Genomic DNA, 25935 nt, shown 5'->3' with positions numbered 1-25935 from the left:
CAGATCAGCCGCCTCGAATGTTTAGGGCCTTAGACCTGCTTCAAGGCCAGCACAGCGTTCAGACCGCCGAATGCAAACGCATTGCTGAGCGCGACATCAACCTTAGATTCTCGCGCCTCGTTTGGGACTACGTCCAGTGCGCATTCAGGATCGGGTTCTTCGTAGCCGATAGTCGGAGCAATGACGCCGTCGCGCAGCGCCATTATACAGGCCAACAACTCAACCGCACCGGTTCCGCCGATCAAATGGCCATGCATGGACTTGGTGGATGAGATCATCAGATCATCCGCATGCGGGCCGAACACATCCGCAACCGCCGCGCATTCTGTTTTGTCATTTGCCGCTGTTCCGGTGCCGTGGGCGTTGATATATCCCACCTGATCCGCGTTGATACCCGCATCGGACAAAGCACCCGAAATCGCACGTGCAGCCCCTTGTTTGCTGGGCATGACGATATCGGCCGCATCCGAGGTCATGGCAAAACCGACCACCTCGCACAGGATGTCAGCGCCGCGCGCACGTGCGTGTTCGTATTCTTCAAAGACAAAGACGCCCGCGCCTTCGCCTTGGACCATTCCGTTTCGGTTGGCACTAAAAGGACGGCAGGCATCTTTGGACATCACCCGCAGCCCTTCCCATGCCTTGACCCCGCCAAAGCATAGCATGGATTCCGCGCCACCGGTCAACATCGCCGGGGCCGCTCCGCTGCGGACCATCTGAAACGCCAACGCCATGGCATGGTTGGACGATGCACAGGCTGTCGATACGGTAAAGCTGGGCCCCTTAAGGTTATACTCCATTGAAACATGGCTGGCTGCCGCGTTGTTCATCAACTTGGGCACGACGAATGGATGAACCCGGTTTTTACCATCCTCATAGACCGAGCGGTAATTGTCATCCCAAGTCGATACACCGCCCCCAGCGGTTCCCAGAACAACGCCTGAACGCGCGGCCAAGTCGCCGTGGAACTCGATGCCAGACTGTTCTATCGCCTCTTTCGCAGCGGTCAGAGTGAATTGCGTGAACCGGTCATACAGGCTCATTTGTTGACGGTTAAAACGGCCCTCGGCCTCGAACCCGCGGACTTGACCGCCAATTTTGATGGCCAGCCGTTCGACGTCACGAAACTCGAGATCCGAAATTCCGCAACGCCCTTCGCGCATCGCCTCAAGCGTCGCGGGAACGGAATGGCCCAACGAGTTGATCGTTCCGGCCCCGGTAATAACAACGCGTTTCATGATCCTGTGTCAGACCTTTTCCGACACGAGTTTTTCAATGCCCGCAATGATTGCCGCCACGTTCGAGATGTCAAAATCGCTGGCCGACGGTTCGTTCGCATTGAACGGGACCGAGACGTCAAACTCTTCCTCGATGGCGAAAATGCTCTCGACCAGTCCAAGGCTGTCGATTCCCAGATCCTCGAGCGTACTATCGGGCGTCACATCCGAAGGTTCCAGCACGGCCTGCTCGGCGATGATGGCGATGACGCGGTCGGTGATGCTCATGTCGATCCTCTGATTATCACATTGAGGATGATTTAATCGCTCGGCGACTGTTTGAAAACAGCCTTTTTCAGCGCCTCGACGTCACGCGCCATGCGCGGTAAACGCCGTTGAGCTTTGTAAACGTCCGTATGAGTTTCCATCTTGATACCCGGATACCCCATGATCACACGGCCTGCTGGTACGTTGGACAAGATTTTTGTACCGCCGCCTGAGATCACCCCGTCACCGATAAATATGTTGTCGACAACGCCGGTCTGACCGCCCAGAACCACGTTATTTCCGATCTCAACCGATCCAGATACGCCGGTCTGACCGCACAGAAGGCAATCGCGACCAACCCGCGTATTGTGGCCGACATGCACAAGGTTATCCAGTTTTGAGCCATCGCCGATCCGGGTGTTCCGGATTGTGCCATTGTCCACGGTGCAATTCGCTCCGACCTCGACATCATCCCCAATCTCGACGGCACCAAGCGAGTGGATGCGCAGCCAGCTTTGCGCGCGCGCATCGCCCTTGTCGCCCATAGTCTTGCGTACGTTTTCGACGTCCGAGACCTCGGGGGTCACAAAGCTGAACCCGTCCCCGCCAATCCGTGCACCTGGTTGCGCGATAAAACGGTCCCCAATGACAGCACGGGCCCCTATGCTGACCATCTCGCGCAGCAAGGCGTTTTTGCCAAGAACAGCGTCCATACCAATGACGCAATGGCTGCCAATCACCGAGCCTTCGCCGATCTTCACACGCGCTCCGATCACTGCAAGAGGGCCAACCGATACATCTTCACCCAGCTCTGCCGACGGGTCGACAACGGCTGAGGGGTGAATGCCCGGTTCAATCCCCTGCCCGCGATCCAACATCGCAGTAATACCAGCCATGGCCATACGAGGGCGTGGAACAAAGATCGCGGCGGACAATCCCAAAGCCTGCCAATCGGCTCCTTCCCACAACACCGCCGAACGGGCCGCTCCGACACCAAGTGCCTCGGCATATTTGGGCGACATTGCCATTGCCAGATCATTCGAGCCCGCATCTGCGGGTTCCGCGGCGCGTTGGATCGTCAGCGATGTGTCGCCCTCGCAGGTCGCGCCCAAAGCGTCGGAAATCTGCTGGATGGTATAGTTCATGTCGGGTTCCCCGGATTAAGGATAACCCGGTGATTACCCCTGAACGTCCGGCAGGGCTACCCCTGCTTTCTGCAGAGCCTCCCAGATTTTCTGATCGCGGCCGTAAACGTCACGGCGATACTGCACATCCCCTTTCGGGCCGATATAGGCTGTCCGGTAAATCAAGTGAACCGGCACGTGCTGTTCGAGCGGAACGGTTGTTTCCTTACCGGTGGACAAAACACGTTGAAAGAATGCCTTGGGATCTTCTTCCTGCTTGGCCAGCAACGCATAGGCAAACTCGAACGGTTGGGCCAGTCGGATGCACCCATGCGAGAACGCGCGCGTTTCCCGGGCAAACAGGCTTTTCTGCGGCGTATCATGAAGGTAGATGTTGTACTGGTTGGGGAACATGAACTTCACCAAGCCCAACGCATTGCTTTTGCTGGGGGGTTGACGCATCGCGAATGGGAAGTTCCGTGCCGTGTATTGCGAAAAATCAACTGCTCCACGATCGACCTGACGACCGCTGCGATCTGTAATGTGGATATGATTAACTGCATTCGGGTTGGATTGCAGTTGCGGTAAATATTCCTTGGTGATGATCGAGCGCGGCACATACCAGCTGGGGTTGATCACCATATGCTCCATCTTATCCGAGAATTCCGGGCTCCGACGATCGTGAACATTTTTGCCAATAACTGCGCGGGTTTCGAAGGTTGCCAGCCCATCATCCACAATTTTGGCGGAAAAATCCGCCTGATTTACCAGGATGTGACGCTGTCCCCGCTCGCGGGGCAACCAGCGTTCGCGTTCGAGTGCGACGTATACGGATTTCAGACGGTCTGACGCGCTTCGGTTCAACTCGGTGATCGTGCCCTGCCCGACCACCCCATCCGATGCGAGACCATGCGCGGTTTGGAAAGCCTTCACTGCTGCAAGTAGTTCTTTGTCAAACTTGGGGCTTGCCGACGGTTTCATATACCCCATCGTGATCAGCCGATTGCGCAGCTTGATGACGTTTGGCCCGGTGTCACCGAATTCCAACTTGTCGATGGGCACACCAGCGCCCCATCCGCCCTGATCAACCAATGTCTGCAGGGCTAGCTTTTGCTTCATCAATGCGCGGTATTGCGCAGTCTGGGGCGGCAAACCGTCTATATAGGACGCACCGCCAGCAATGACGCCGCGCAAATGATCCTTGGTTGATCTTCTCTGGACTTTACGCACCAGACCGTCGTCAATTTCGGAAGGGCGCAACGCCCCCGAGTGCATGTCATTTGCATAGCGAACAAAAGCACGGGTCAACGAGATCTCGATCGCGCCGATTTCGCGCAGAGAACGAGCATCTTCCATTTTGGCCATAAGGCCCTGCGCGCCATATTTATCTTCCGGCAACCCGTGTAAATGCACCGAAGACAATGCCCGCATCAAATGCGCGCGGCGCGCTTGGTGTTCTTTCGACGTCCCTGTCCAGATTGGCGCGAACCCGGTTTCTCGATAGAAGTCCGCAATACCAGATCCCGCAGGTGCAAACTCGGCAACGGCCATTTGAAAGCTGGTCGCGGGCGCACGTTCCGCATGCGCAAAGCTGACAGATGCGGTGACACAAGCCGCGATTACTAAACCGGTACAAGTACGAAAAAACGTTCGCATGGGATGACCTTGACTAAACAATGACTTATGCGTCGCACTGGACGCGTTCAGACAATATGGTTTTCCTCATAACCTTATGTCCATTCACAAATACCTCAATTTGACGCTTCTTTATCCGCGTGATGCGCGTTTGCATCGGACACCCAAAAACCGAAGTAACCTGCCCTAAGTTTAAACAGAAAAGCGTCATCTGCGCAAAAAACTGCCGAAAATTCCCCCTTGAAAAGATGAATATGAAAGACTTCTTGGCGCTCTTCCGCGACTGTGCCATAAATTCGCCACCTGGGATGGGAAAAAATTAAGAACGCGCGCGTAACATCGTGTGCAGGCAGGAACAGTACGGGACGAAACATAAAATGACGACGAGCAGTTCCTCGGGCATGACCCGGCGGGCCCTATTGGGCGCATTTGCGGCAACAGCAGTAGTTGCAGCACCGACATATTCAAACGCAGCAGGTTTCCTCCGCGGTGGCGGCGATATTCGTCGTATCCGTATGTATTCCGGTCGCACAGGCGAGCGGATTGATATGATATATTGGGTTGATGGCAAGTACATCAAGGACGCTGTCAAAGAAGTGAATCACTTCATGCGTGACTGGCGGACGGACCAAGTCAAAGACATGGACCTGCGCACTATCGACATCATGGCCGCTTCGCATAATCTACTGGACGCAAACGAACCTTATATGCTGCTGTCGGGATACCGGTCGCCACAGACTAATGCGATGCTGCGGTCTCGCTCGCGTCGCGTGGCAAAGAATTCCCTTCACATGAAAGGCCAGGCTGCAGATTTGCGTCTTGCTTCTCGGTCGGTTTCGCAGATGGCGAAGGCTGCGATTTCATGCCGTGCGGGCGGTGTCGGTAAATACTACCGTTCGAACTTTGTTCATATGGATTGCGGCGAAGTCAGGTCCTGGGGCGGTTGATACCTGCTAAAGACCATGTCTTCTCTAGCTGGCAGGCGCGATTCTTTCGCGCCTTTGTCTTTGCCGGGTCATCCAACCGAGATACCGACCAAGTGTTTGGCCTAAGTTGTTCTGGTTGACGTAAAACCGGCCCCGTTGAGCCTTTTTCGACGCTACAAACAAGTTACTTGCCGATGATTCAGCGCGGGGGTGCTGGAATCTGCACATCGAAAACCGGCCACCTCTCGCAAAAGGTTTCGACAAAAAAACGGCCGCAATTTCTTGCGACCGTTCGGAATTCGGGGTTCGAAACGATTAACGTTTTGAGAACTGGAACGAACGACGAGCTTTTCGCTTACCGTATTTCTTACGTTCCACAACGCGGCTGTCGCGGGTCAGGAAGCCAGCGGCTTTCAGAGCACCACGCAGCGAGGGATCGTACAGTTGCAGCGCTTTCGAGATGCCGTGCTTGACCGCACCGGCCTGACCGGTCAGGCCACCGCCTTTTACGGTTGCGACAACGTCGAACTCACCTTCAACACCAGCCACCTGGAATGGCTGGCGCAGGATCAGCTGCAGAACGGGGCGAGCAAAGTACTTGTCCTGATCTTTGCCGTTCACGGTAACCTTACCGGAACCCGGCTTGATCCAAACGCGGGCAACAGCGTCTTTACGCTTGCCGGTGGCGTAGGAACGGCCCAGCTCGTCACGGACGGGCTCGCGCACGATGACTTCCTCAGCCACGGTTTCAACGCCTGCGACGGCGCTCAGCTCTTCGAGAGTATTGATCTGATCAGCCATCGGTCATTAGCTCCGGGTGTTTTTCTTGTTCATGGACTTCACGTCCAGAACTTCGGGCGCTTGCGCCTCGTGGGGATGCTCGGCACCAGCGTAAACGCGCAGATTGGTCATCTGCTTGCGCGCCAGACGGTTGCCCGGCAGCATGCGCTTGACTGCTTGGGTTACGACGCGCTCGGGGTGTGCACCTTCCAGGATTTGCTGTTTGGTGCGCGACTTGATGCCGCCCGGGTGGCCAGTGTGCCAGTAGAAGTTCTCTTCGCGCTTCTTGCCGGTCATCTGGATTTTGTCAGCGTTGATCACGATGACATTGTCGCCCATGTCCATGTTCGGGGTGAACGACGCTTTGTGCTTGCCACGCAGGCGCATGGCGACGATCGAGGCAAGACGGCCCAGAACAACGCCCTCAGCGTCGATCAGGATCCATTTCTTGTCGATGTCTGCAGGTGTTGCAGAAAAGGTTTTCATGGCAGGATATTCCTGTTTGATGTGAAAGACCGCCCCAAGTCAGAGCGGTCCGAATTCGATGGAGCGTATGTAGAGGGGAGTGTGGCGCAGGTCAACAACAGCAATGTCTTTTAAATTACGCAATAACAAAGACTTATAAAATAGGTATTATTTTACCCCAATCTAAACGCTGATTTGCTCGGGCGGATTGTCTAGTAGGTTGCGCAGGCGTTGCATTGCGTCCTCGAACCTTTCCAATGAGACATGGCCGTTCATTGCAATACGCACTGCGTTCGGCGCACGACCATCCCGTAAAGCAAATTCATCAGCCGAACGCAGTTGGATGCCTTCCCGCTCCGCCGCACGACTGAACGCTGCGGCGCGCCAACCGGAGGGCAGGTTTAGCCAGACAAAAGGCACGTCTGGTGCCCAATTCAAGTCAAACCCTCCCAAAGCATTGACAGTCACGCGAACGTATTCACCCATTTTCAGTCGAACATCGCGTGCAATGCGCCGTGTGCGAGGATCGGACAGCATTAACCGGGTCAACTCGGCAAGCGGCTGCGCAAGACCGAAATAACCGTATTCAGCCGACCGACGCAGATCTACACTTCGTTCGCGCGGGGCAATCGCAAAGCCCACGCGCAGCGCAGGTGTCAGTGTTTTTGAGATGGACGACACATGCCATCCCCGCTCGGGAGCCAAGGCACGGTAACTGGGCTCGCGTGCATCGCCCATTCGGTAACAGTCATCTTCGATGATCTGCAGATCAAAGCGGCGGGCAACCTCAACAACCTCTTTGCGCCGCTCTAACGGCGTATGCGCGCCAGTCGGGTTCTGAACTTCCGGAGATACGCAAACAGCTTGGGCTGGGTTCTGGCGCAGAACGTGCTCCATTGCGCTAGGGTCGATTCCCCACTTGTCCATCTTTACGCCGACCACTTCAGAGCGCATGAGTTCCCCGGCTCTGCGGAATCCCGCGTAAGACAAGTCTTCCACCAAAACGATGGGCTTGGGTCCCCGCAGGATGGTTTGGAAGACAAGGCAAAGGCCGTTCTGCCCCCCGTGCGTAAGTACAATGTCATCATGGGACAATGCGCCCAAGGGAAGATCTGACAACCACTCGACCACCGCCTGACGCATGGGTTTGTAAGCATCTCGGGTGGGATAGTTCAGAAACAATCCCGGATCCGCATGCGAAACTTTTTGCAAGCACTCGCGGATCAGGGCCACCTGCCCCACATCGGCCAAGCGGGGGCTGAACAGGCTGACATTTGCGCTATACTTGTCCTCGCGCAAATGCAGTTGCCGTGCCCAAACGTCGTCCAGTATCGGCGATTTTGGAGGGGCAACAAATGTACCACGCCCCACCTCGGCGTGCAGCAACCCCTCATCGGTCAGAATAGTATAGGCGCGCGCCACTGTACCCGGTGTGATTTGTAACCGATACGCCAGCTCCCGGACCGGAGGCAACTTGGCTCCGACTTCCAGTAAGTTGTTATCAATAGCTTTTCGAATTGTATCGGCCACCAGAGTATACTTGGGGCTTTTGGATTTCGGCAGTGATTCCGGCCAAATTGTATCCATTACAATTCTTCCTTTGATTTTGACACAATGCGGAATGTATCAATCACTCATACCGAACATATTACGTTTGTGTCAATACAATTTGAAAGGATACCCAAGATGACACGCGCAATGCACACCCCCGCCCTTTTGTTGCTGAACGACAGCCCTCGGCTGCCGCTGATCGCATCGCTGGCCGTGCAGTTTGCGGCGACTGTCACCAAGTGGGAGCGACAGCGCCGCAGCAGGGTAAATTTGTCAAAGCTGGATGATCGGTTGCTGCGTGATGTCGGGTTGACCCGCCATCAGGCCGACCGCGAAATCAATCGCCCGTTCTGGCACGGGTAACAAATCCCCAGTCCCATTTGGGACCTCTTCCTTGGCCGGGCTTGACCCGGCCATTTTTTATCCGAATGCTGCTGCAGCCGAGCCTTCTGGGGGCAGAGAATAAGTCATTGTTGCACGGGCCACAGGTTTATCTGAGCCCTCCGAAAACATCAGCACATCACCAACGGCCAAAGTTTTTCCAAGTTTCAGCAAGGTGCAATGTGCGATCATGTCCCGCGCTCCATCTGGTTTGCGCATAAAATCCATCGAGCAACCTGTCGTAACAGCCAGAGACTGTCGGCCTTTGCGTGCAAGAATAATCGCGTAAACGCAGACATCCGCCAGACCGAACATCGACGGACCCGAGACAGTTCCCCCCGGCCGCAAATGACGGTCTTCAACGACCAGCCGCATGGTGATTTTGTCTTCGGTCAGATCTTCGACTACGAAATCGCGATGAACTTGCGGAAAGATCTGATGCATGTAGTCGCTTAACTCTTCCCGGTTCAGAACCAATGACATACTTCCCCTCCTCGATTTGCCGACCTAGAGTTGGCCCAACATCAGATCGGAGGGCAAGATGAGAATTCTGGAACGTCGCGACACGGGTGCGGTTGCAAGGTTGAAAATGAACGCACCAGAGCGGCTTAATGCCCTGAGCGACGAAATGCTGGCCGCCTTGCAGGTTGAGTTCGACACGTTGCGCGAAGACCAGACGATCCGCGCTGTGATCCTGTCGGGCGAAGGCAAAGCGTTTTGCGCAGGGCATGACCTAAAACAAATGACTGCTGGTCGTCAGAGCGAAGACGGAGGCAAAGCGTATTTCCAGGATCTTTTTGCCAGATGCGCGCGGATGATGTTGTCGATCCAGTCCCTACCCCAACCCGTCATTGCGCAGGTTCATGGCATTGCGACAGCAGCCGGGTGCCAATTAGTGGCCACCTGCGATCTTGCCGTCGCCGCTGAAGGTACAAGGTTTGGCGTAAATGGGGTAAATATCGGGTTGTTCTGCTCGACGCCGATGGTGGCGCTCAGTCGCAATATTCCGCGAAAGCAGGCGTTTGAAATGCTGACCACAGGCGATTTCATATCCGCTGAGCGCGCAACAGAGCTTGGGCTGGTCAACCGCGTCGTCCCTGAAATGCTGCTTGAACACGAAAGTCAGGCACTGGCGGAAAAGTTGGCAGACAAGCTTGGGTCGGCGGTCAAGATCGGCAAACAAGCTTTTTACCAACAACTCGATATGCCAATCGAAAAAGCCTATGACTATGCCGGTGAGGTAATGGCGCAGAATATGCTGCATCGGGATACCGAGGAAGGAATATCAGCATTTATCGAAAAAAGACCGCCAAATTGGCAGCAATAACGCAAATGTTCTTAAGTATTTTATACACTGTTCGCATTTTTGGACTTTTCAAAAGGGCAACACTGTGGCAATGCTGAGACAAGGCTAAGGCCGATTTACTTATTTTGGGTCGCCGTAGGCGGAAGGTCCCTCCGAGCTGGTCTCTCTCACCAGCGTTGACATTCCCGCAGCGGCGACCCCAAAATTTCCCATAAAATGTAAAAACTCCGTGCCTTGAGGGTTTGCGTTGCTGTGTGCTGTGCCCTATGTGGCAGCGCATGACACAGAAATTGCATATCGTGGGCGGCGGCATGGCCGGGTCCGAGGCGGCCTGGCAGGCTGCGGAAATGGGCGTTGACGTGGTGATCCATGAAATGCGACCCAAAGTGGGCACCTTTGCGCATCAGACTGGAAATCTGGCCGAAATGGTGTGTTCGAACTCGTTCCGGTCCGACGATGATGAGCAGAACGCTGTGGGTCTGTTGCATTGGGAAATGCGGGCAGCCAACGGATTGATCATGACAACCGCGGACACTCATCGCTTGCCTGCGGGCGGAGCGTTGGCCGTGGACCGCGACCCTTTTGCCGAGTCTGTCACAGACAAGCTGCACGCCCATCCACGCGTAGAAGTGACCGGAGAAGAAGTTACTGCCCTGCCCGATGACGGCCACTGGATCATTGCAACCGGTCCACTGACCTCGGCCGCGCTTGGCGAGTCGATCCGTTCTGAGACAGGGGCCGAGTCACTGGCGTTTTTCGATGCAATTGCGCCTATCGTCTACGCAGACAGTATCGACATGAGCAAAGCCTGGATGCAGTCGCGGTATGACAAGGGCAAGACCGAGGAAGAGCGGACCGCATATCTCAACTGCCCCATGGACCGAGACCAGTATGAGGCATTCATCGACGCTCTGCTAGCTGCCGATAAGACCGAATTCCACGAGGGCGAAACGGCGGGCTATTTCGATGGATGTCTGCCGATCGAAGTCATGTCTGAGCGTGGCCGGGAAACGCTGCGCCATGGCCCGATGAAGCCGGTCGGTCTGACCAACCCGCATCAGCCCGAGGTCAAGCCGCATGCGGTTGTACAATTGCGTCGGGACAATGCGCTGGGGACGTTGTTTAACATCGTCGGCTTCCAGACCAAGATGAAATACGGCGCGCAAACGGACGTCTTTCGGATGATCCCCGGGCTTGAGAATGCCAGTTTTGCCCGTCTGGGCGGCATTCATCGCAATACGTTCATCAACTCTCCAACCCTTTTGGATGAGCAGATGCGTTTGAAATCACGTCCCAATATCCGGTTTGCAGGGCAGATCACCGGTGTCGAAGGTTATGTCGAAAGTGCGGCCATGGGGTTGTTGGCGGGACGGCTCGCTGCAGCCGAGATGCTGGGTCGCACCCTTCCGGACGTTCCACAGGACAGCGCCATGGGGGCCTTGATCCACCACATCACCGGTGGGGCCGAGGCCAAGACGTTTCAGCCTATGAACGTGAACTTTGGCCTGTTCCGTCCTGTCGACGGTCTTAAGGGCGGACGTCGGGGGCGCAAAGATCGCTACAAGGCTTATACAGATCGCGCCAAGGCGGCTTGGACTGACTGGCTCACCCAATGCTGACTGGACGTGTGACGCTGAACGAGCCTAACATGGTGATATGAGCGATGATTATCTAAAAGACGTCTATGGCCTCGACACGCCCGAGGCCACGCGCGATCACTATCAGAAGTGGGCCTCATCCTATGATTCCGAAGTCGAGGCGCACGGGTATGCAACCCCCGGCCGCGTGGCCGAGGCGCTCTGGTCCAAGCTTCCCGAACCTCAGACGCCAATTCTGGATTATGGATGTGGAACTGGCCTGTCTGGCGAGGCCCTGAACGCTGTCGGATTTCAGGTGATTGACGGCATCGACCCGACGCCGAAAATGCTGGAAGGTGCAAAGGCCAAAGGCGTTTACCGAACCCTAAGCACTTTTGATATCGCGGATCCGAACCCGCTGAAAGCCGGAGGCTACAAAGCCATCGCTGCAATTGGTGTAATAAGTGTAGGCGCCGCGCCGCCCGAGACGTTTGATATGCTGATGAATGCATTGCCCACAGGCGGTCTACTCGCATTTTCCTTTAATGATCTAACGCTTGAGGATCACACCTACACCTGCCGCCTGAACGATTGGCTTGATATGGGGGCCGCGCGGCTGCTATTTCGCGAATATGGTCCGCACCTTCCTGGAATGGACCTTAAATCCGACGTCTACATTGTTGAAAAAGCGTGACATTCACAACCAGGTTTGCACCTTCTCCGACCGGCCCATTACATCTTGGGCATGCCTATTCGGCGCTGCTGGCCAGCGATATGGCTACGGATCAGCAAGGCGTATTCCTGTTGCGGATCGAAGATATCGACCGATCCCGCTCTAGAACGCATTGGGAAAATGAGATTTATGATGATCTTGAGTGGCTTGGATTAAGCTGGCCAAGCCCGGTTCTGCGTCAGAGCGAACGCTTGCACGTATATGAAGCAGCACTTGAGGACCTCTGGTCGCAAGGCCTGCTGTATCCTTGTACATGTAACCGCAGGGATATCGCCGCAGCCGCCAGCGCACCGCAGGAGGGTGCTCCTCTCTTAGGGCCGGACGGGCTTATCTATCCCGGAACCTGTCGTAACGCAGCCATTCGGACGGGTGCTATGCCGCGAAATGTTCCTCTGCGGTTGGATATGGAACAAGCCGGTAGGGTCGTCCCCCCCGAAATCGAGATGAATTTCCTGGAAACCGGCTTTGGACCGAACCGTGAAACCGGGCAAATTTCATTCAGCCGGGCAGATTTGGCTAATACGATTGGAGATGTCGTTCTCTCGCGCCGAGATATGGGTACGTCTTATCACCTGTCGGTGGTTCTGGATGATGCCGAACAGGGAGTAACGCGGGTCTTGCGTGGGCGCGATCTGTTCGAGGCAACTCGAATCCATATTCTTCTACAAATTCTTCTGGGGCTGCCGCGCCCCTCTTATCACCACCACAGCCTGATCCGCGACGATATCGGTAAAAGACTGGCCAAGCGGGATGATGCCCGCGCTATTTCCAAATACCGGGCTGATGGAGCCAGCCCGGAAGACATTCGTGAGATGGTGGGCCTACACCATCGGTGACATCAGCTCGACCTCATCACCGTCACGAACTGCAGTGTAAAAACAGCTGCGCCTGTTCGTGTGGCAGGCCGGTCCCGTTTGTCGCACGACGACCAGCAGGCAATCCCGATCACAGTCGACGCGAAAATCAACCAACTCCTGCACATGGCCCGAGCTTTCGCCCTTGATCCAGAAGGATTGCCGGGATCGAGACCAATAAGTTACGCGCCCGGAGGACAGCGTTTTTTCAACCGCCTGCATGTTCATCCAGGCCATCATCAACACCTCGCCCGAGTTTTCGTCCTGGGCGATGGCGGGGATTAAACCGGCCTCGTTGTATTTTAAGGTGGAAGGGTCGAAGGCGACTGTTCCTGTCATGGTAAAAACCTTTTGCATCCCGATGGATGCTGACTATGTATGGGGAACAGTCAATGAGGGAAAGCCATGTCCGGCGAAAATGACCTGATCAAGCTCTACTCCGGCCGCATTCTTGCTTTGGCTTCCGATATTCCGCATTTGGATCGGTTGGAAAACCCGGATGCCACGGTGAAAAAACGCTCGCCTTTGTGCGGGTCAACCGTAACGGTTGACGTCAAGCTAGAGAATGGGCGCGTCTCCGAATTCGGGCAGGATGTTAAAGCATGTGCTTTGGGCCAAGCCTCTGCTGCTGTCGTCGGAGCTGGCGTTATCGGAGCCACACGGGCACAGGTCGAAACTGCGCGCGATCAGTTGTCGGCAATGTTGAAGAAAAACGGCCCTGCCCCAGACGCGCCATTTGATGGCCTAGAGGTTCTGATCCCCGCGCGGGATTACAAGAACCGGCATGCCTCAATCTTACTGGCGCTGGTTGCCACCGCCGAGGCAATGGAACAGGCCGAACAAGCCAATTGCGCCTAAGCGTAGCGTTTTCTTGTGATCCGGTCTAACTTCCTGTGAAATCAGCGGAGCGACCGATTTGAATAATCTGCTCGAACACTTTGTGACGCTTTGGGTCGTTATTGATCCCATCGGTACTATTCCCGTCTTCATCGCAGTCACCGCAGGGCTCGAGGCCGCGGCTCGGCGCAAAATGGCGCTGCTAGCGTCAGTTATCAGTGCCGGTGTTCTGCTGTTCTTCCTTGTCTTTGGCCAGTTGTTGATTGAGGCGCTGGATATCGGCCTTAATTCCTTCCAAGTGGCCGGAGGGATCATCCTGTTTTTATTCGCACTCACAATGATATTCGGCGAAAGTAAGCAGGACGTTGAACAGAAAGCGGCCGAGGACGACGAGCAGGACAAGTTACATCAGCACAATCCCGCGATATTTCCTCTGGCAGTTCCATCTTTGGCCTCGCCTGGCGCGATGTTGGCTATCGTCATTCTAACCGACAATAACCGCTACAGTGCCACGGATCAGGGCATCACTGCGCTGGTCATGCTTTCAGTTGTAGCGGTTGCGTTTGTGCTGATGTTGTTGGCCGAGCCTATTATTCGCCTGATCGGACATTCCGGAGCAGCGATAATCAGCCGCGTAATGGGCATGATACTTGCTTCGGTCGCGGTGAATTCCGTCCTGTCGGCGATGTTGGAAATCATGAAAACCGGTCAGCTATAAAAAAGCCGCCGCACCTTCCGGGCGGAAAGGGCGGCGGCAGACTGTGCGTGTCTCATGTGGGGTCCGGAGGTCCGCGCAGGGCCGAGGCATGGCCCTTCAAGGGAATTGGGACAGGCAGGTCACCCTTGATTCAGATGGGGATGACAGCGCGGGATATTCGGCACGAGATCGCAGGCAGAAAGGGTCAGAATACTGCAGGAAGGTGAAGAGCGACCATCAACATGACCACCAAAGACACCGCACCCACCACATCTTGCAGTAAAGTTGTGTGCGAGCGGCTTATCGCGGTCTTGATCTGGGTCAGCATGGGTCACCTCCGGTCGGGGTTTTAATCCTTTGTTGACCTTTTGTTCCCATATTTCCCCGAGTCGGTAAAGAACTTTTTGAGAACATTTGCGAACTTTATTGTTAACCCACTGAAATTAAAAGGATCGCTTCATCCTGCTTCATTAACCACAATAGAACGCGAACGGCATTGCCCCGTTTAGTCGTAAGTTTTGGATCCTTACCCAGTAAATTCCGGGCATCGCTTTGGGCGATCGCCATCAACCCGGCTTGCCGCTCAAGATCGGCAATTCTGAACTTAGGCAGACCAGACTGCGCCGTGCCGATCAGATCACCGGCGCCGCGCATTTGCAGATCGGTCTCGGAAATTCGAAACCCATCTTCTGTCTCGCGTAGTACCTCTAGCCGCTTGCGTCCCCCGTCGCTCAGCGGCGCTTGGTACATCAACAAGCAAGTCGAATCCGCCTCTCCTCGCCCGACTCGACCCCGCAACTGATGTAGCTGGGCGAGTCCAAAAATTTCAGCGCGCTCGATCACCATGATCGAGGCGTTCGGGACATTCACCCCGACTTCGATAACAGTCGTCGCCACAAGAACTTTGGTGTGACCCTCTTGAAAGGTTTTCATCGCGGCGTCTTTTTCGGCAGCGGGCATCTGGCCATGTACCAGACCGACCACATCTTCACCCAGTAGGTCGCGCAGCCGCTTGAACCTTTCTTCAGCCGCAGTCAGGTCTGAGACCTCGGATTCGTCTACCAATGGACAAACCCAATAGCATTGACGACCTTCGTCGATGGCACGGCGCAGATGGCTGACAACTTCCTCCATCCGATCGGTGCTGACGATGGCGGTTTTGATGGGCTTTCGACCCGGTGGTTTTTCGTCAAGAACCGAAACGTCCATGTCGCCATATTGCGCCAAAGCAAGGCTGCGCGGGATAGGGGTGGCCGTCATGACCAATACATCCGCGCCCTGCCCTTTCTCAGACAGTTCCATTCGCTGACGCACCCCAAACCTGTGCTGTTCATCCACAATCGCCAACCGCAGCGCGTTGAACTCTACATCACTTTGAAACACCGCATGTGTACCAACAAGGATATGAATGTTCCCCTGTTGCAGCGCCGCCAACTTGGCGCGCCGCTCGGCCCCTTTGTCGCGTCCGGTCAGGATTTCAAGCACGATACCAGCCTGTTCCGCCAGCGGGCGCAAGCCTTCCAGATGCTGTCGCGCCAAGATTTCGGTCGGTGCCATCATGACACCCTGACCACCGGCTTCGACGGCCACCAACAACGCCATGAACGCCACCAGTGTCTTCCCGGCTCCGACATCGCCTTGCAACAGTCTGTTCATACGCGCATCAGAGGCCATATCGGCAGTGATTTCGTCGATCGCCCGCATCTGCGCACCAGTCGGAGTGTATGGCAGGTTTTGCAGAACCTTGGATTGTAATCGCCCTGTGCCGATGCTCACAATACCGCGGGCCTTGCGTTCGCGTTGCCGTGCCAGTGCCAGCGTTACCTGATGCGCAAACAGCTCATCATAAGCCAGCCTTTGCCGCGCGGGAGCATGCGCGGACACATCGTCGGCCCCGTTTGGTCCATGCGCAGCTGTTATTGCATCGATCCAACTTGGCCACTCCTGCTGTCCCACCTGAGCCGGGTCGATCCACTCGTCCAAAGCGGGAGCGCGGGACAAAGCACTACGGGTCGCCTTGAACGCGACTTTTTGCTTCACGCCTTGCGTCAAATGATATACCGGTTCGAACTCGGGAATGTCACCAGCGCTTTCGATGGGCAGGATATGGTCGGGATGAACCATCTGAGCCATTCCATCAAACAACTCCAACTTACCCGAAATGATCCTGCGCGCGCCCTCTGGCAGCACCTTCTTGAGGTAATCGCCACGTGCATGGAAAAAGACCAACTGGAATTCCGTTTGCGCATCCTCGACATGGATGCGGTAAGCACCGCCCTTGTTGCGCGATGGGCGGTGCACACCAACGGTTACCTCAACCGTCAGTGTAGTTGGCAGATCGACACCCTGAATCGTTTTCCTTCTGCGCCGGTCGACAACCGCGTAAGGCAGCCCGAATAGAACATCGCGCGGAGTTTCGACACCAGATTGCGTTAGATTTTGCGCAATTTTGGGGCCGACACCGTCTAAAGTTTCCAAACGGGCAAATAAGGGAAACAGAAGTTCAGGACGACCACTCATGCCGAACCAATCAGTTGCAACCAGCCATCTTCATCAAGGGTCTGAATGCCAAGTTCGGCAGCTTTCTTTGCCTTCGATCCGGCTCCTGGTCCCGCCACAAGAATATCGGTCTTTTTACTGACAGACCCAGATACTTTGGCACCCAATGCCTCTGCCCGGGCCTTGGCCTCGGCTCGGGTCATTTTTTCCAACGTCCCTGTGAAAACGACAGTTTTCCCGGCGACGGGGCTGCCACTTGTATCGGGGCGTTTTGCATCCTCAACGTCCAGCTGGGCAACGAGTGAATCAATCGTTTCACGTTCTGCCACTTGCGCGAAAGCTGAGACCAGAGCCCTGGCCATGACCTCACCCACGCCATCAATGGCCAACAGGTCTTCCCACTCAGGCCCGTCAAAGCTGCTGGCTGCCGTGATTGCAACTTCGAACTCATCCCAAGCGCCATAATGGTTCGCCACAAGATTCGAGGCGGCCTCTCCCATATGTCGAATACCGAGCGCGAATAGCAGGCGACCAAACGGAATGCGCCGCTTTTCATCAATGGCGTCCCAAAGATTACCGACGCTTTGTGCGCCCCAACCCTTTCTGTTTGCCAGCTTGTTAAGGTTCGCAGAATCCCGTTGTTGCAATGTAAAGATATCGACCGGAGTTTTGATCGGCAGATCCGGGTCATCATAGAACATTTCTATTTGCTTGGCGCCCAACCCCTCGATATCGAACGCCTTGCGAGATACAAAATGTTTCAATTTTTCAACGGCCTGCGCGGGACAAACGATTCCACCTGTGCAGCGCCGGACGGCATCCCCTTCCTCACGCACTGCATCACTGTCGCACTCGGGGCATCGCGTCGGGAAGATGAATTTTTCCGCGCTGGCTGGTCGTTTAGCTATATCAACGTCAGCCACTTTTGGAATGACATCCCCAGCGCGATAGACCTGAACCCAATCTCCGACGCGAATATCCTTGCCGTCGCGAATGGTCCCTCCTTTTGCATCGCGCCCAGCGATATAGTCTTCATTGTGCAAGGTCGCATTGGACACGACCACGCCGCCCACGGTGACCGGATGCAGCCGAGCGACCGGGCTAAGCGCCCCAGTGCGTCCAACCTGAATATCGATAGCCTCTAACCGGGTCCAAGCAAGTTCCGCCGGAAACTTATGCGCAATTGCCCATCTTGGTGTGGTGGATCTGAACCCAAGACGCGCTTGCAGCGAGAGGTCGTTTACCTTGTAGACAACTCCATCAATGTCGTAGCCTAAAGTCGATCTCTGAGCCTCGATATCGCGATAGTGGTCCAGCATCTGCCGGGTTGTGTCGCATAACGCGGTCAACGGGTTTGTTGAAAAACCGTAAGCGGCCAGTTGCTCAATCGCCGCCATCTGCGTCGTCGCCAATGGTTGAGACAGATCGCCCCATGCATATGCAAAAAATCGCAACGGTCGTGCGCGCGTGATCGATGCATCCAACTGCCGGAGAGACCCGGCGGCCGCGTTCCGAGGATTGGCAAAAGTCTTGTCCCCTGCCTCGGCCTGCCGTGCATTCAGTGCGTCAAAATCAGCGTGCGACATGTAAACTTCGCCGCGTACCTCCAGAATCTCTGGTGCATTTTTTAGAACATGCGGAATGTCTGCAATAGTACGCGCATTGGCCGTAACATTTTCACCAACCTCGCCGTCGCCACGCGTCGCCGCCTGAACCAATTCCCCATTCTCGTAGCGCAGTGATAATGACAACCCGTCGATCTTCGGTTCGGCAGTAAATGCCACGGGTACAGCATCGTCGAGTCCGAGATATTTCCGAATCGAGCGTGTAAAATCAGCGACATCCCCGTCTTCGAAGGCATTTCCAAGGGACATCATGCGAACCGCATGTGTCACCTTTGAGAATCCATCAGCCGGGCGCGCACCGACCTGCTCTGACGGGCTGTCGGAACGTTTTAGATGTGGGAAACTCTGCTCAATGGCAGAGTTTCTTGCTTTGAGCGCGTCGTATTCCGCATCGGAAATATCCGGCGCATCTTCTGCATGATATTTTTGGTTTGCCTGTGCAATCAGCTCTGCCAACCGCGCAAGCTCTGCCTGCGCCTGACCTTCTGTCAGCTCTGAAACCGGAATTGAATTGCTCATGGCCTCGCCCCGTCACGTCTTCTTGGACCTCAGTGATAGGGCGAGGCCATGGTCAGGTCCAGATGTGCTGTTCAGCGAGTGAGCAGGCCGCCCCGAACCAAAGCGGCTGATGTTTTGGGAAAAGTCAGGCCCCGACGGCAAGTCGGCGGTCATCCATACTGTTGCTTTGCGGATCGCGAAGCACATAACCCCTGCCCCAGACGGTTTCGATGTAGTTTTCTCCGCCGGTTGCATTGCTCAGCTTCTTGCGGAGTTTGCAGATGAAGACGTCAATAATCTTAAGTTCCGGCTCGTCCATTCCGCCGTACAGATGGTTCAGGAACATCTCTTTGGTTAACGTCGTGCCTTTACGAAGGCTCAGAAGCTCCAGCATTTGGTACTCTTTGCCTGTCAGGTGAACGGTTTGCCCTTCGACCTCTACCGTTTTCGCATCCAGGTTAACGGCGACACGTCCTGTATGGATAACGGATTGCGAATGTCCTTTTGAGCGCCGGATGATCGCGTGGATACGGGCCACCAGTTCTTCCCGATGGAATGGCTTGGTCATATAGTCGTCAGCACCAAATCCGAAGCCTTTGATTTTGCTTTCGGTATCGTCGGCACCCGAGAGGATCAGAATAGCCGTTTCCACCCGCGCAATGCGCAGCTGCCGCAAAACTTCGTGGCCATTCATGTCCGGTAGGTTCAGGTCCAGCAAAATCAGATCATAATCGTAAAGCTTGGCCAGATCGATCCCCTCTTCGCCCAGATCCGTCGCATAGACATTCAGGTTCGCGTGGGTCAGCATCAACTCGATGCTCTTCGATGTTGTGGGATCATCCTCGACAAGAAGTATACGCATTTACTGCTCCAATCCGGTTCAATTTACCAATTCAAATCAAACCTGCTCAAAAATGGTTAATCCGACGTTACCGTTGAATCATTTATTCACTTTCATCTTTAGGTTGTCGATATTTTTTTAATGCGGTCGCCTTCAAAGCATCTGTTCCGTGTTCTGCGACCGCGGAAACCCACGAATTGAATTCTTCATCACTAAGCCCATAGCGTTTTTTGGCATCGGCCAAGGTGATCAACCCATAAAGGACGCCACGTACAACAATCACTTTTCGCGACGCGACCCAACGTGTGGTGGTTTCCGGAGGTAGGTCCGATCTGGATAAAACCGTTCCATCCGGCAGGGTTACGGAGCGTGGCCCTTCAACTTTGTGCAAATACATCTTTCCAACCTTTTCTGCTGCAACAAAGCTGACACCACCCTACTTAATGTGCGGTGAAACCGCCCCTTGAGAATGTGTAGAATTTTCCTATATTCTGCCGGTCTTTCTTAACCCGCACTGGAATCGTCATGGCCCTCGATACCGAGACCCCGCTGAACTCGCTTGGCTTTGCCAAACCGCCCTCGGAAACGCGGGTGGTTGTCGCTATGTCAGGTGGCGTGGACAGTTCCGTTGTGGCAGCGCATCTGGCCGATCAGGGCTATGACGTGGTCGGCGTCACCTTGCAGCTCTATGACCATGGCGCGGCCTTGGCCAAGAAAGGCGCCTGCTGTGCGGGTATCGACATCCACGATGCGCGGCGTGTGGCGGAAGAACGTGGCTTTCCCCACTACGTCCTGGACTATGAGAACATCTTCAAGGACGCGGTGATTGACGAATTCGCCGACAGTTATTTGGCCGGTGCCACCCCGGTGCCCTGCATCCGTTGCAATGAGCGGGTGAAGTTTAAGGACCTGCTGGAAACCGCCAAGGACCTTGAAGCCGACTGCATGGCCACCGGTCACTATATTCAGCGCAAAATGGGCCCCAACGGCCCGGAACTGCACAGCGCCGAGGATGCGAACCGCGACCAGTCCTATTTCCTGTTCTCGACCACACCCGAACAGTTGTCGTTTCTGCGCTTTCCCTTGGGACACTTGCCGTCCAAGGACGCCACACGTGACATGGCTGCGCAATATGGGCTGGCAGTAGCGGATAAGCCCGACAGTCAGGACATCTGCTTTGTGCCCAATGGCAATTACGCAAGCGTCATCGAAAAGCTGCGCCCCGGTGCGGCTGAACCCGGCGAGATTGTTCATGCCGATGGCCGCGTGTTGGCGCAGCATGACGGTGTGATCCATTATACGATCGGGCAGCGGCGCGGCCTGGGTATAGGTGGTCTGACTGAGCCGCTTTATGTGGTTAAGCTGGACGTGGACAAAAAGCAGGTCGTCGTTGGACCCAAAGAGTTGCTGGCCACCCGCACCATCCCCGTGCGCGAGATCAACTGGCTGGGGGATGAGCCCTTTACCTCGCGCGACGAATGGCACCTAAAGGTCAAAGTCCGCTCGACCCGTCCCCCGCGCGAAGCGATCCTGCGCCCGCTTTCGGACACGACGGCCGAGGTCGAGTTGCTGACCCCCGAAGAAGGTGTCTCGCCGGGGCAGGCCTGTGTGTTTTATGCGTCCGAGGGAAGCCGGATTTTCGGCGGCGGTTGGATCTGGCGCGGGTACTGATTGCTAAAGTACGTCGGTTGGCGTGTTAAGCAAAATATAAAGACCGACCAAGATCATGACATAGGGTGTGATCCTCTCAAGCCGTGCGAAACGTGGCGCAAGGCTTTGCGCATGCGGCGCCCCTATCACGGCGATTGCGGAAACCCCCAGAATGGCGACAACCGCTCCGATCAAAGCAGCAAGTCGAAACGTCGTGGTTGAATCGGCAAGTAACGGGGTCATTGCAGCCAATGTGTCGATGGATAGGCTGAGGAACAGGGCAATGATTGACGAGACGTGACTGTAATCCTGCGTCTCAGTCGAGCCGTGTAGGGTGAATTGCCGCCAGAGACCGCGCAGGCCCAAAACCAAGGGAATGACGCCCAGATAGCCGATCCACGACAGTATGCCAGTTTGGCTCAGCCCGCTGGCAATGGCGAGCGACACGATCAGAATACCGAGTTGGGCGATAATAAAGCCCATCGCAGCGCGACGCGCGCTGACCACCACGATCAGACCAAGTAATACCGCCAGATTGTCCAGATTGGTCGACACCGTGACCAAAGCCGCGGAAATTGCGAATAGCAGATGCTCTAGCATCGGTTCAGCGCATTCTTTCTAAGACGGCACGGGCAGCGCGCAGGCCGGGTGCCTCGCCGCCTCGCCCAAGCCGGTCCATGGTCAAATCCATCGCATGTTTTTGCGCCTCCGGAGCATTGGCCACGCCTGACAATGCCGACGCAATTTTCTCTGGCTGACACTCGTCCAGCAGGCACTCAGGCACCGTGCGGGTTTCAGACACCAGATTAACCAGCGTAACCGTATCAAGTTTCACCATCCGTTCGGCCATTTTCTGCGTCAACCAACTGAGCCGGTAGGCGATAACCATGGGCGTCGCCTGTGCCGCCAGTTCCAGCGATACGGTGCCTGACGCGGCCAATGCCAGATCGGCAGCGGCGAAGGCAGCCCGTTTCTGAGAGACCGCCTTGTCCGATGGTATGTCACGCGGGTCGACAACGACCGGGTTGCCCGGCCAGTTCTGGATATGGGTTTGGACGGTATCAACCATATGCGCCACAGCCGGCACCACGATGCGCGAATCTGGGCGGTCCTGCAAGTACAGGGCCAAAGCCTGACCAAAGACCGGAGCCAGCCTGTCAACCTCACCGCGCCTGGAGCCGGGCAAAGCAAGCACCAGCGGCGAATTTGCTAAATCATAGGCGTTGCGAAACGCCGCGATCTCGTCGTTGGTTGCAACAGGTTCGCTGGCGACAGGGTGCCCGACGAAATCGCATTCCATACCCGCGCGTTCCATATAGGGCGGCTCGAACGGTAACAGCGCCAACACGTGGTCGATCACCTTGGCCATCTTGTCCGCACGCCCCGGACGCCACGCCCAAACACTGGGAGCCACATAGTGAACCGTGCGGATGTTGCTTTGCGCCTTGACCAACTTGGCGACACGTAGCGAAAAGTCTGGGCTGTCGATGGTGATCAGAACATCGGGTTTTGTATCCAGAACCGCCTGCGCAGTCTCGGCAATACGGCGTTTGAGATGGAAGAATTTGGGCAGCACTTCGACCAGCCCCATCACCGACAGTTCCGACATTGGAAAACGGCTGTCCAAACCCTGCGCTTGCATCAAAGGGCCGCCAACCCCGTCAAACTGTACCTTAGGTTCAAGGGTGCGCAGCCCCTCCATCAAAGCGCCGCCCAAGCGGTCGCCCGAGGGTTCACCGGCGACCACGAAAACACGCATCAGATGGTCCGCTCGCGCACGTAAAGGAACAGACCCAACCGGTCACATTCGGCAATGACCTGTTGGCGTTGCAGCACCATCACCCCACCCTTTTCGATGACAATCCCCGCTAAACCGGCGGCGACCGCGTCCGAGACCGTATCCGGCCCAATCGCTGGCAAATCCGCACGACGGTCTTGATCGGGTTTTGGGGCCTTGAACAGAACACCCCCGCCTGCATCCGGTCGTTGCGTCAGAGATTGCAGCATCCAGGCTGTGCCGAAAATCCCCTCAACTGCGAGCGCTTGTCCCTTCGAGACAACGCAGGCTTGCCCAATATCCGCAGCGCCCATGGCACGCACAATGCCTGCTGCGCGATCGGCATCGGTTAGGTCCGCCTCTGATGGCCGGGCCTCGGTCAGTGACCCAAGTCCAGGCAGCAGATTGGGGGCTATTTCATGTGCGGCGCGGACCTCAAGGCCCGCATCCTCGAAGATCCCGATCACGGCGCGCAACGCGCCATCATCACCAGACATGATGGCCTGCTGCAAAATGGGCACCAAAGGCATGGTTGCAGCATCGATACGGCTGGGATCAATCGCTGGTCGTTGGACCGCGCCAGCCATACAGATTTGCGTTACGCCACGCGCTTTCAAATCTGCAATGAAAGTCCCCAACTGCTCGAGCGGAAAGGTGACATTGGTATCCAGAACATCTGGTGGAAACCCTTCCATCGCACAGATGACAGGACGTTCAGTCAGTTGGGCAACCACCTCGGCGGGCAAAGCACCTGTTCCCGCGATCAATGCCAGCATCGTTTCATTTCCTCGGGGTCAGGAAGGAACGATCTGATTGCCCGGTTACGAAATCCACGATCCGCTGGACATATTCACTCTCATTTTCGGAACCGACGCGATGCGCGCGCTCCATGAACGTCCCGTCTCCGGTCGACAGCTCTTTGAACGCGGCACGCAGAGCCGAGATATCCTCCCGCGAAACGCCTTTGCGTTTCAGGCCGACCAAATTGAGCCCGTCCAGTTCGCCCCGCGGTGCCTGAACCAAACCGTAGGGAATGACGTCATTTGGCACCATGGTCAGCGCACCAATAATGGCCCCTCGCCCGACACGCACCCATTGATGCAAGCCCGAGATACCGCCCACGATCACGTCATCCTCGATGATGCAATGTCCGGCGGCTCCTGCGTGGTTCACCATGATGACCCGATTGCCAATCTGCACGTCATGCGCCACATGAACACCGGCCATCAACAGGCAGTCATCGCCGATCCGGGTTACGCCGCCACCGCCCTCGGTTCCAGTGTTCACGGTCACATGTTCACGGATCCGGTTACGTTTCCCAATTTCCAGCCGCGTGTTCTCGCCGCCGAACTTCAGGTCCTGCGGGATCTCTCCAATGACCGAGAAATTGAACACAACGGTCTCATCACCGATGACTGTGTCGCCTGTGACAACAACATGCGATTTCAATTCAACGCGCTCGCCCAGCTTGGCTTGCGCACCGACATAGCAGAACGGACCGATGATACAGCCTTCACCAATCTGCGCGCCGTCTTCGATAATTGCGCTTGGATGGATGCCGTTCATGTCGTCTTTTCCATGTCCCAGTCTACATAGGCCGAGAATTCAGCTTCGGCGGCCACTTCGCCATCTACAGTCGCGCGACCTGCAAACTTAAAGATCTTCCCGCCCTTTTTGCCCCGCACGGTTTCGACATGCATTTCCAGCACATCGCCCGGAACCACCTTGCGGCGGAATTTGCACTTGTCGATGTTCATGAAGTAGATCAACAGCTCGCTGTCGATCACATCCATACCCACCCCCAGCATTACACCTGCAGTCTGCGCCATCGCTTCAACAATGGTAACGCCGGGCATGATCGGAGTGCCGGGAAAGTGACCCTGAAAATGGGGTTCGTTCATTGTGACATTCTTGATCCCGACAGCAGACTGATAGCCGGAAATATCAACGACTTTGTCAACCAGCAAAAACGGATAGCGATGCGGCAAGATCCGTTGGATCAGCTGTATGTCTGCGCTCTTGGTTTCCGTCGTCATCGTATCGTCGTCCCGTACTGGATTGCTGTTTGACGCGTGGTTAGCAACACCGCGCCTTGAGGGCAAGCAAACCTATTCGTCAGTTTGGCTTTCTAGCGCTTGACCGTCTCCGATCGCGGCGTTTATCCGCGCGATGGCTGTCTCGGTCACATCCGTACGGTCCGAGCTGAGAAAAACGCTCGACCGTTCGATGATGACCGTGGCCCCGGTCTCACGCAACAGGTCGATCAGGACTGGTTGGATCGTTTCAAAGAACAATTGCTGCGCTTCTTCACTTCTGCGAGACAAAGCGTCCAGCTTGGCGCGTTGTCCATCGCGGTGTGTCTGAACCTTGTTGTCGAACGCCTCGGCCAAGGGACGGAACTCTTCTGGAGTCACTTGCGTGCGCAGTTCCGTCAGATCCTTTTCCTCTTTACTAAGTTCGACGACGATCCGCTCATTCTCCTCCGCCAGCAAAGTTCCTTCGGCCTCGATCTCACGCAAAACGCGCTGACCGAATTCCGAGTCCGCAAACAACCGCTCGCTTGAGATGGTCAAAACCGTCGACGATGGAACCGAGAGTTGCTGTGCCTGTGTCGCAGAAACGAAAAATGCACTCAGCAAAACGCACAGGGCCCATAAAGGGCCCTGCAGCTTAGACTGTATCAAGTCTGACATCG

General features: G+C 55.7%; 29 protein-coding genes. 9 read left to right on the top strand and 20 right to left on the bottom strand.

Annotated elements, in window-relative coordinates; genetic code table 11:
• Positions 1 to 29 precede the first annotated feature (29 nt).
• From ACR0DX_RS11880 to ACR0DX_RS11865, 4 genes are read right to left on the bottom strand one after another with little or no spacing between them, the layout of a single operon-like run.
• Positions 30 to 1238 (bottom strand): beta-ketoacyl-[acyl-carrier-protein] synthase family protein, encoded by a 1209-nt coding sequence (locus tag ACR0DX_RS11880; RefSeq protein WP_170354152.1) that lies wholly within the window; start codon positions 1236 to 1238, stop codon positions 30 to 32.
• Between the two features lie 9 nt (positions 1239 to 1247).
• Entirely contained in the window at positions 1248 to 1505 is a 258-nt protein-coding gene (locus ACR0DX_RS11875; RefSeq protein ID WP_480846236.1) for an acyl carrier protein, read from the bottom strand.
• Between the two features lie 32 nt (positions 1506 to 1537).
• On the bottom strand, positions 1538 to 2629 hold the full coding sequence (gene lpxD / locus ACR0DX_RS11870) for a UDP-3-O-(3-hydroxymyristoyl)glucosamine N-acyltransferase (RefSeq protein WP_170354150.1): 1092 nt from the start codon (positions 2627 to 2629) through the stop codon (positions 1538 to 1540).
• 33 nt (positions 2630 to 2662) lie between these two features.
• Complete coding sequence (locus ACR0DX_RS11865; protein WP_170354149.1) at positions 2663 to 4264, bottom strand: L,D-transpeptidase scaffold domain-containing protein; 1602 nt, start codon at positions 4262 to 4264, stop codon at positions 2663 to 2665.
• Positions 4265 to 4620: 356 nt separating this feature from the next.
• On the opposite strand from ACR0DX_RS11865, the gene mepK reads away from it, so the two are divergent.
• Positions 4621 to 5190 (top strand): peptidoglycan L,D-endopeptidase MepK, encoded by a 570-nt coding sequence (gene mepK / locus ACR0DX_RS11860; RefSeq protein ID WP_170354148.1) that lies wholly within the window; start codon positions 4621 to 4623, stop codon positions 5188 to 5190.
• Positions 5191 to 5484: 294 nt separating this feature from the next.
• Here the strand turns inward: mepK and rpsI are convergent, their stop codons facing one another.
• From rpsI to ACR0DX_RS11845, 3 genes are all read right to left on the bottom strand, one after another.
• The gene (gene rpsI, locus ACR0DX_RS11855) at positions 5485 to 5970 is read right to left on the bottom strand and encodes a 30S ribosomal protein S9 (protein ID WP_039535473.1); all 486 of its coding nucleotides are present in this window, start codon (positions 5968 to 5970) and stop codon (positions 5485 to 5487) included.
• 6 nt (positions 5971 to 5976) lie between these two features.
• Positions 5977 to 6435, bottom strand: a complete 459-nt coding sequence (gene rplM / locus ACR0DX_RS11850) for a 50S ribosomal protein L13 (RefSeq protein WP_170354147.1) — start codon at positions 6433 to 6435, stop codon at positions 5977 to 5979.
• A gap of 162 nt (positions 6436 to 6597) precedes the next feature.
• On the bottom strand, positions 6598 to 8001 hold the full coding sequence (locus tag ACR0DX_RS11845) for an aminotransferase-like domain-containing protein (protein WP_480846232.1): 1404 nt from the start codon (positions 7999 to 8001) through the stop codon (positions 6598 to 6600).
• A gap of 99 nt (positions 8002 to 8100) precedes the next feature.
• Here ACR0DX_RS11845 and ACR0DX_RS11840 point away from each other — a divergent pair, with 99 nt between their 5' ends.
• Complete coding sequence (locus ACR0DX_RS11840) at positions 8101 to 8328, top strand: DUF1127 domain-containing protein (RefSeq protein WP_170354145.1); 228 nt, start codon at positions 8101 to 8103, stop codon at positions 8326 to 8328.
• A 57-nt stretch (positions 8329 to 8385) separates the two neighbouring features.
• Here ACR0DX_RS11840 and ACR0DX_RS11835 read toward each other — a convergent pair whose 3' ends face one another.
• Positions 8386 to 8829 (bottom strand): PaaI family thioesterase, encoded by a 444-nt coding sequence (locus tag ACR0DX_RS11835; protein ID WP_170354144.1) that lies wholly within the window; start codon positions 8827 to 8829, stop codon positions 8386 to 8388.
• Positions 8830 to 8887: 58 nt separating this feature from the next.
• Between ACR0DX_RS11835 and ACR0DX_RS11830 the strand changes: the two genes are divergently transcribed.
• From ACR0DX_RS11830 to gluQRS, 4 genes are all read left to right on the top strand, one after another.
• A complete protein-coding gene (locus tag ACR0DX_RS11830) occupies positions 8888 to 9673 on the top strand; it encodes an enoyl-CoA hydratase (RefSeq protein WP_170354143.1) in 786 nt (261 codons plus the stop codon).
• Positions 9674 to 9930: 257 nt separating this feature from the next.
• Positions 9931 to 11271, top strand: coding sequence for a methylenetetrahydrofolate--tRNA-(uracil(54)-C(5))-methyltransferase (FADH(2)-oxidizing) TrmFO (trmFO, locus tag ACR0DX_RS11825; RefSeq protein ID WP_170354142.1), 1341 nt, complete (start codon positions 9931 to 9933; stop codon positions 11269 to 11271).
• A gap of 37 nt (positions 11272 to 11308) precedes the next feature.
• Positions 11309 to 11923, top strand: coding sequence for a methyltransferase domain-containing protein (locus ACR0DX_RS11820; protein ID WP_170354141.1), 615 nt, complete (start codon positions 11309 to 11311; stop codon positions 11921 to 11923).
• Positions 11920 to 12798, top strand: a complete 879-nt coding sequence (gluQRS, locus tag ACR0DX_RS11815) for a tRNA glutamyl-Q(34) synthetase GluQRS (RefSeq protein ID WP_480846228.1) — start codon at positions 11920 to 11922, stop codon at positions 12796 to 12798. Before ACR0DX_RS11820 ends, gluQRS begins: the two co-directional genes overlap by 4 nt.
• Here the strand turns inward: gluQRS and hisI are convergent.
• The gene (gene hisI / locus ACR0DX_RS11810; protein WP_170354139.1) at positions 12784 to 13173 is read right to left on the bottom strand and encodes a phosphoribosyl-AMP cyclohydrolase; all 390 of its coding nucleotides are present in this window, start codon (positions 13171 to 13173) and stop codon (positions 12784 to 12786) included. The genes gluQRS and hisI overlap by 15 nt on opposite strands.
• A 48-nt stretch (positions 13174 to 13221) precedes the next feature.
• On the opposite strand from hisI, the gene ACR0DX_RS11805 reads away from it, so the two are divergent.
• Positions 13222 to 13674 carry an iron-sulfur cluster assembly scaffold protein gene (locus ACR0DX_RS11805; RefSeq protein ID WP_170354138.1) on the top strand — a complete coding sequence of 151 codons (453 nt, stop codon included), beginning with the start codon at positions 13222 to 13224 and terminating at the stop codon, positions 13672 to 13674.
• Between the two features lie 58 nt (positions 13675 to 13732).
• Positions 13733 to 14371, top strand: coding sequence for a MarC family protein (locus tag ACR0DX_RS11800; protein WP_170354137.1), 639 nt, complete (start codon positions 13733 to 13735; stop codon positions 14369 to 14371).
• Positions 14372 to 14555: 184 nt separating this feature from the next.
• On the opposite strand, the gene ACR0DX_RS11795 is transcribed toward ACR0DX_RS11800, so the two are convergent.
• From ACR0DX_RS11795 to sciP, 5 genes are all read right to left on the bottom strand, one after another.
• The gene (locus tag ACR0DX_RS11795; protein ID WP_480846226.1) at positions 14556 to 14678 is read right to left on the bottom strand and encodes a hypothetical protein; all 123 of its coding nucleotides are present in this window, start codon (positions 14676 to 14678) and stop codon (positions 14556 to 14558) included.
• Positions 14679 to 14779: 101 nt separating this feature from the next.
• Positions 14780 to 16870 (bottom strand): ATP-dependent DNA helicase RecG, encoded by a 2091-nt coding sequence (gene recG, locus ACR0DX_RS11790; protein ID WP_480846224.1) that lies wholly within the window; start codon positions 16868 to 16870, stop codon positions 14780 to 14782.
• Positions 16867 to 18993: an NAD-dependent DNA ligase LigA gene (ligA, locus tag ACR0DX_RS11785; protein ID WP_170354135.1), complete on the bottom strand. Its 2127-nt coding sequence runs from the start codon at positions 18991 to 18993 to the stop codon at positions 16867 to 16869. Before ligA ends, recG begins: the two co-directional genes overlap by 4 nt.
• Positions 18994 to 19117: 124 nt before the next feature.
• Positions 19118 to 19834, bottom strand: coding sequence for a response regulator transcription factor CtrA (gene ctrA, locus ACR0DX_RS11780; protein WP_480846222.1), 717 nt, complete (start codon positions 19832 to 19834; stop codon positions 19118 to 19120).
• Between the two features lie 82 nt (positions 19835 to 19916).
• A complete protein-coding gene (sciP, locus tag ACR0DX_RS11775) occupies positions 19917 to 20210 on the bottom strand; it encodes a CtrA inhibitor SciP (protein ID WP_170354133.1) in 294 nt (97 codons plus the stop codon).
• Between the two features lie 128 nt (positions 20211 to 20338).
• Here sciP and mnmA point away from each other — a divergent pair, with 128 nt between their 5' ends.
• Positions 20339 to 21484: a tRNA 2-thiouridine(34) synthase MnmA gene (gene mnmA, locus ACR0DX_RS11770; RefSeq protein ID WP_170354132.1), complete on the top strand. Its 1146-nt coding sequence runs from the start codon at positions 20339 to 20341 to the stop codon at positions 21482 to 21484.
• Between the two features lie 3 nt (positions 21485 to 21487).
• Here mnmA and ACR0DX_RS11765 read toward each other — a convergent pair whose 3' ends face one another.
• The 6 genes from ACR0DX_RS11765 to ACR0DX_RS11740 form a co-directional block, all read right to left on the bottom strand.
• Complete coding sequence (locus ACR0DX_RS11765; protein WP_170354131.1) at positions 21488 to 22063, bottom strand: hypothetical protein; 576 nt, start codon at positions 22061 to 22063, stop codon at positions 21488 to 21490.
• A 4-nt stretch (positions 22064 to 22067) separates the two neighbouring features.
• Positions 22068 to 23222, bottom strand: a complete 1155-nt coding sequence (gene lpxB, locus ACR0DX_RS11760) for a lipid-A-disaccharide synthase (RefSeq protein WP_170354130.1) — start codon at positions 23220 to 23222, stop codon at positions 22068 to 22070.
• Positions 23222 to 24016, bottom strand: a complete 795-nt coding sequence (locus ACR0DX_RS11755) for an LpxI family protein (RefSeq protein ID WP_480846219.1) — start codon at positions 24014 to 24016, stop codon at positions 23222 to 23224. The genes lpxB and ACR0DX_RS11755 overlap by 1 nt, the downstream gene beginning before the upstream one ends.
• A gap of 4 nt (positions 24017 to 24020) precedes the next feature.
• Complete coding sequence (gene lpxA, locus ACR0DX_RS11750; RefSeq protein WP_170354128.1) at positions 24021 to 24806, bottom strand: acyl-ACP--UDP-N-acetylglucosamine O-acyltransferase; 786 nt, start codon at positions 24804 to 24806, stop codon at positions 24021 to 24023.
• Positions 24803 to 25276: a 3-hydroxyacyl-ACP dehydratase FabZ gene (gene fabZ, locus ACR0DX_RS11745; protein ID WP_170354127.1), complete on the bottom strand. Its 474-nt coding sequence runs from the start codon at positions 25274 to 25276 to the stop codon at positions 24803 to 24805. Before fabZ ends, lpxA begins: the two co-directional genes overlap by 4 nt.
• Before the next feature lie 72 nt (positions 25277 to 25348).
• The gene (locus tag ACR0DX_RS11740) at positions 25349 to 25933 is read right to left on the bottom strand and encodes an OmpH family outer membrane protein (RefSeq protein WP_170354126.1); all 585 of its coding nucleotides are present in this window, start codon (positions 25931 to 25933) and stop codon (positions 25349 to 25351) included.
• Positions 25934 to 25935: the final 2 nt, after the last annotated feature.

The organism is Ruegeria sp. D3, assembly GCF_056534465.1.
Note: the sequence above shows the minus strand (reverse complement) of the source record. Positions and strands in the feature narration are given on the sequence as shown.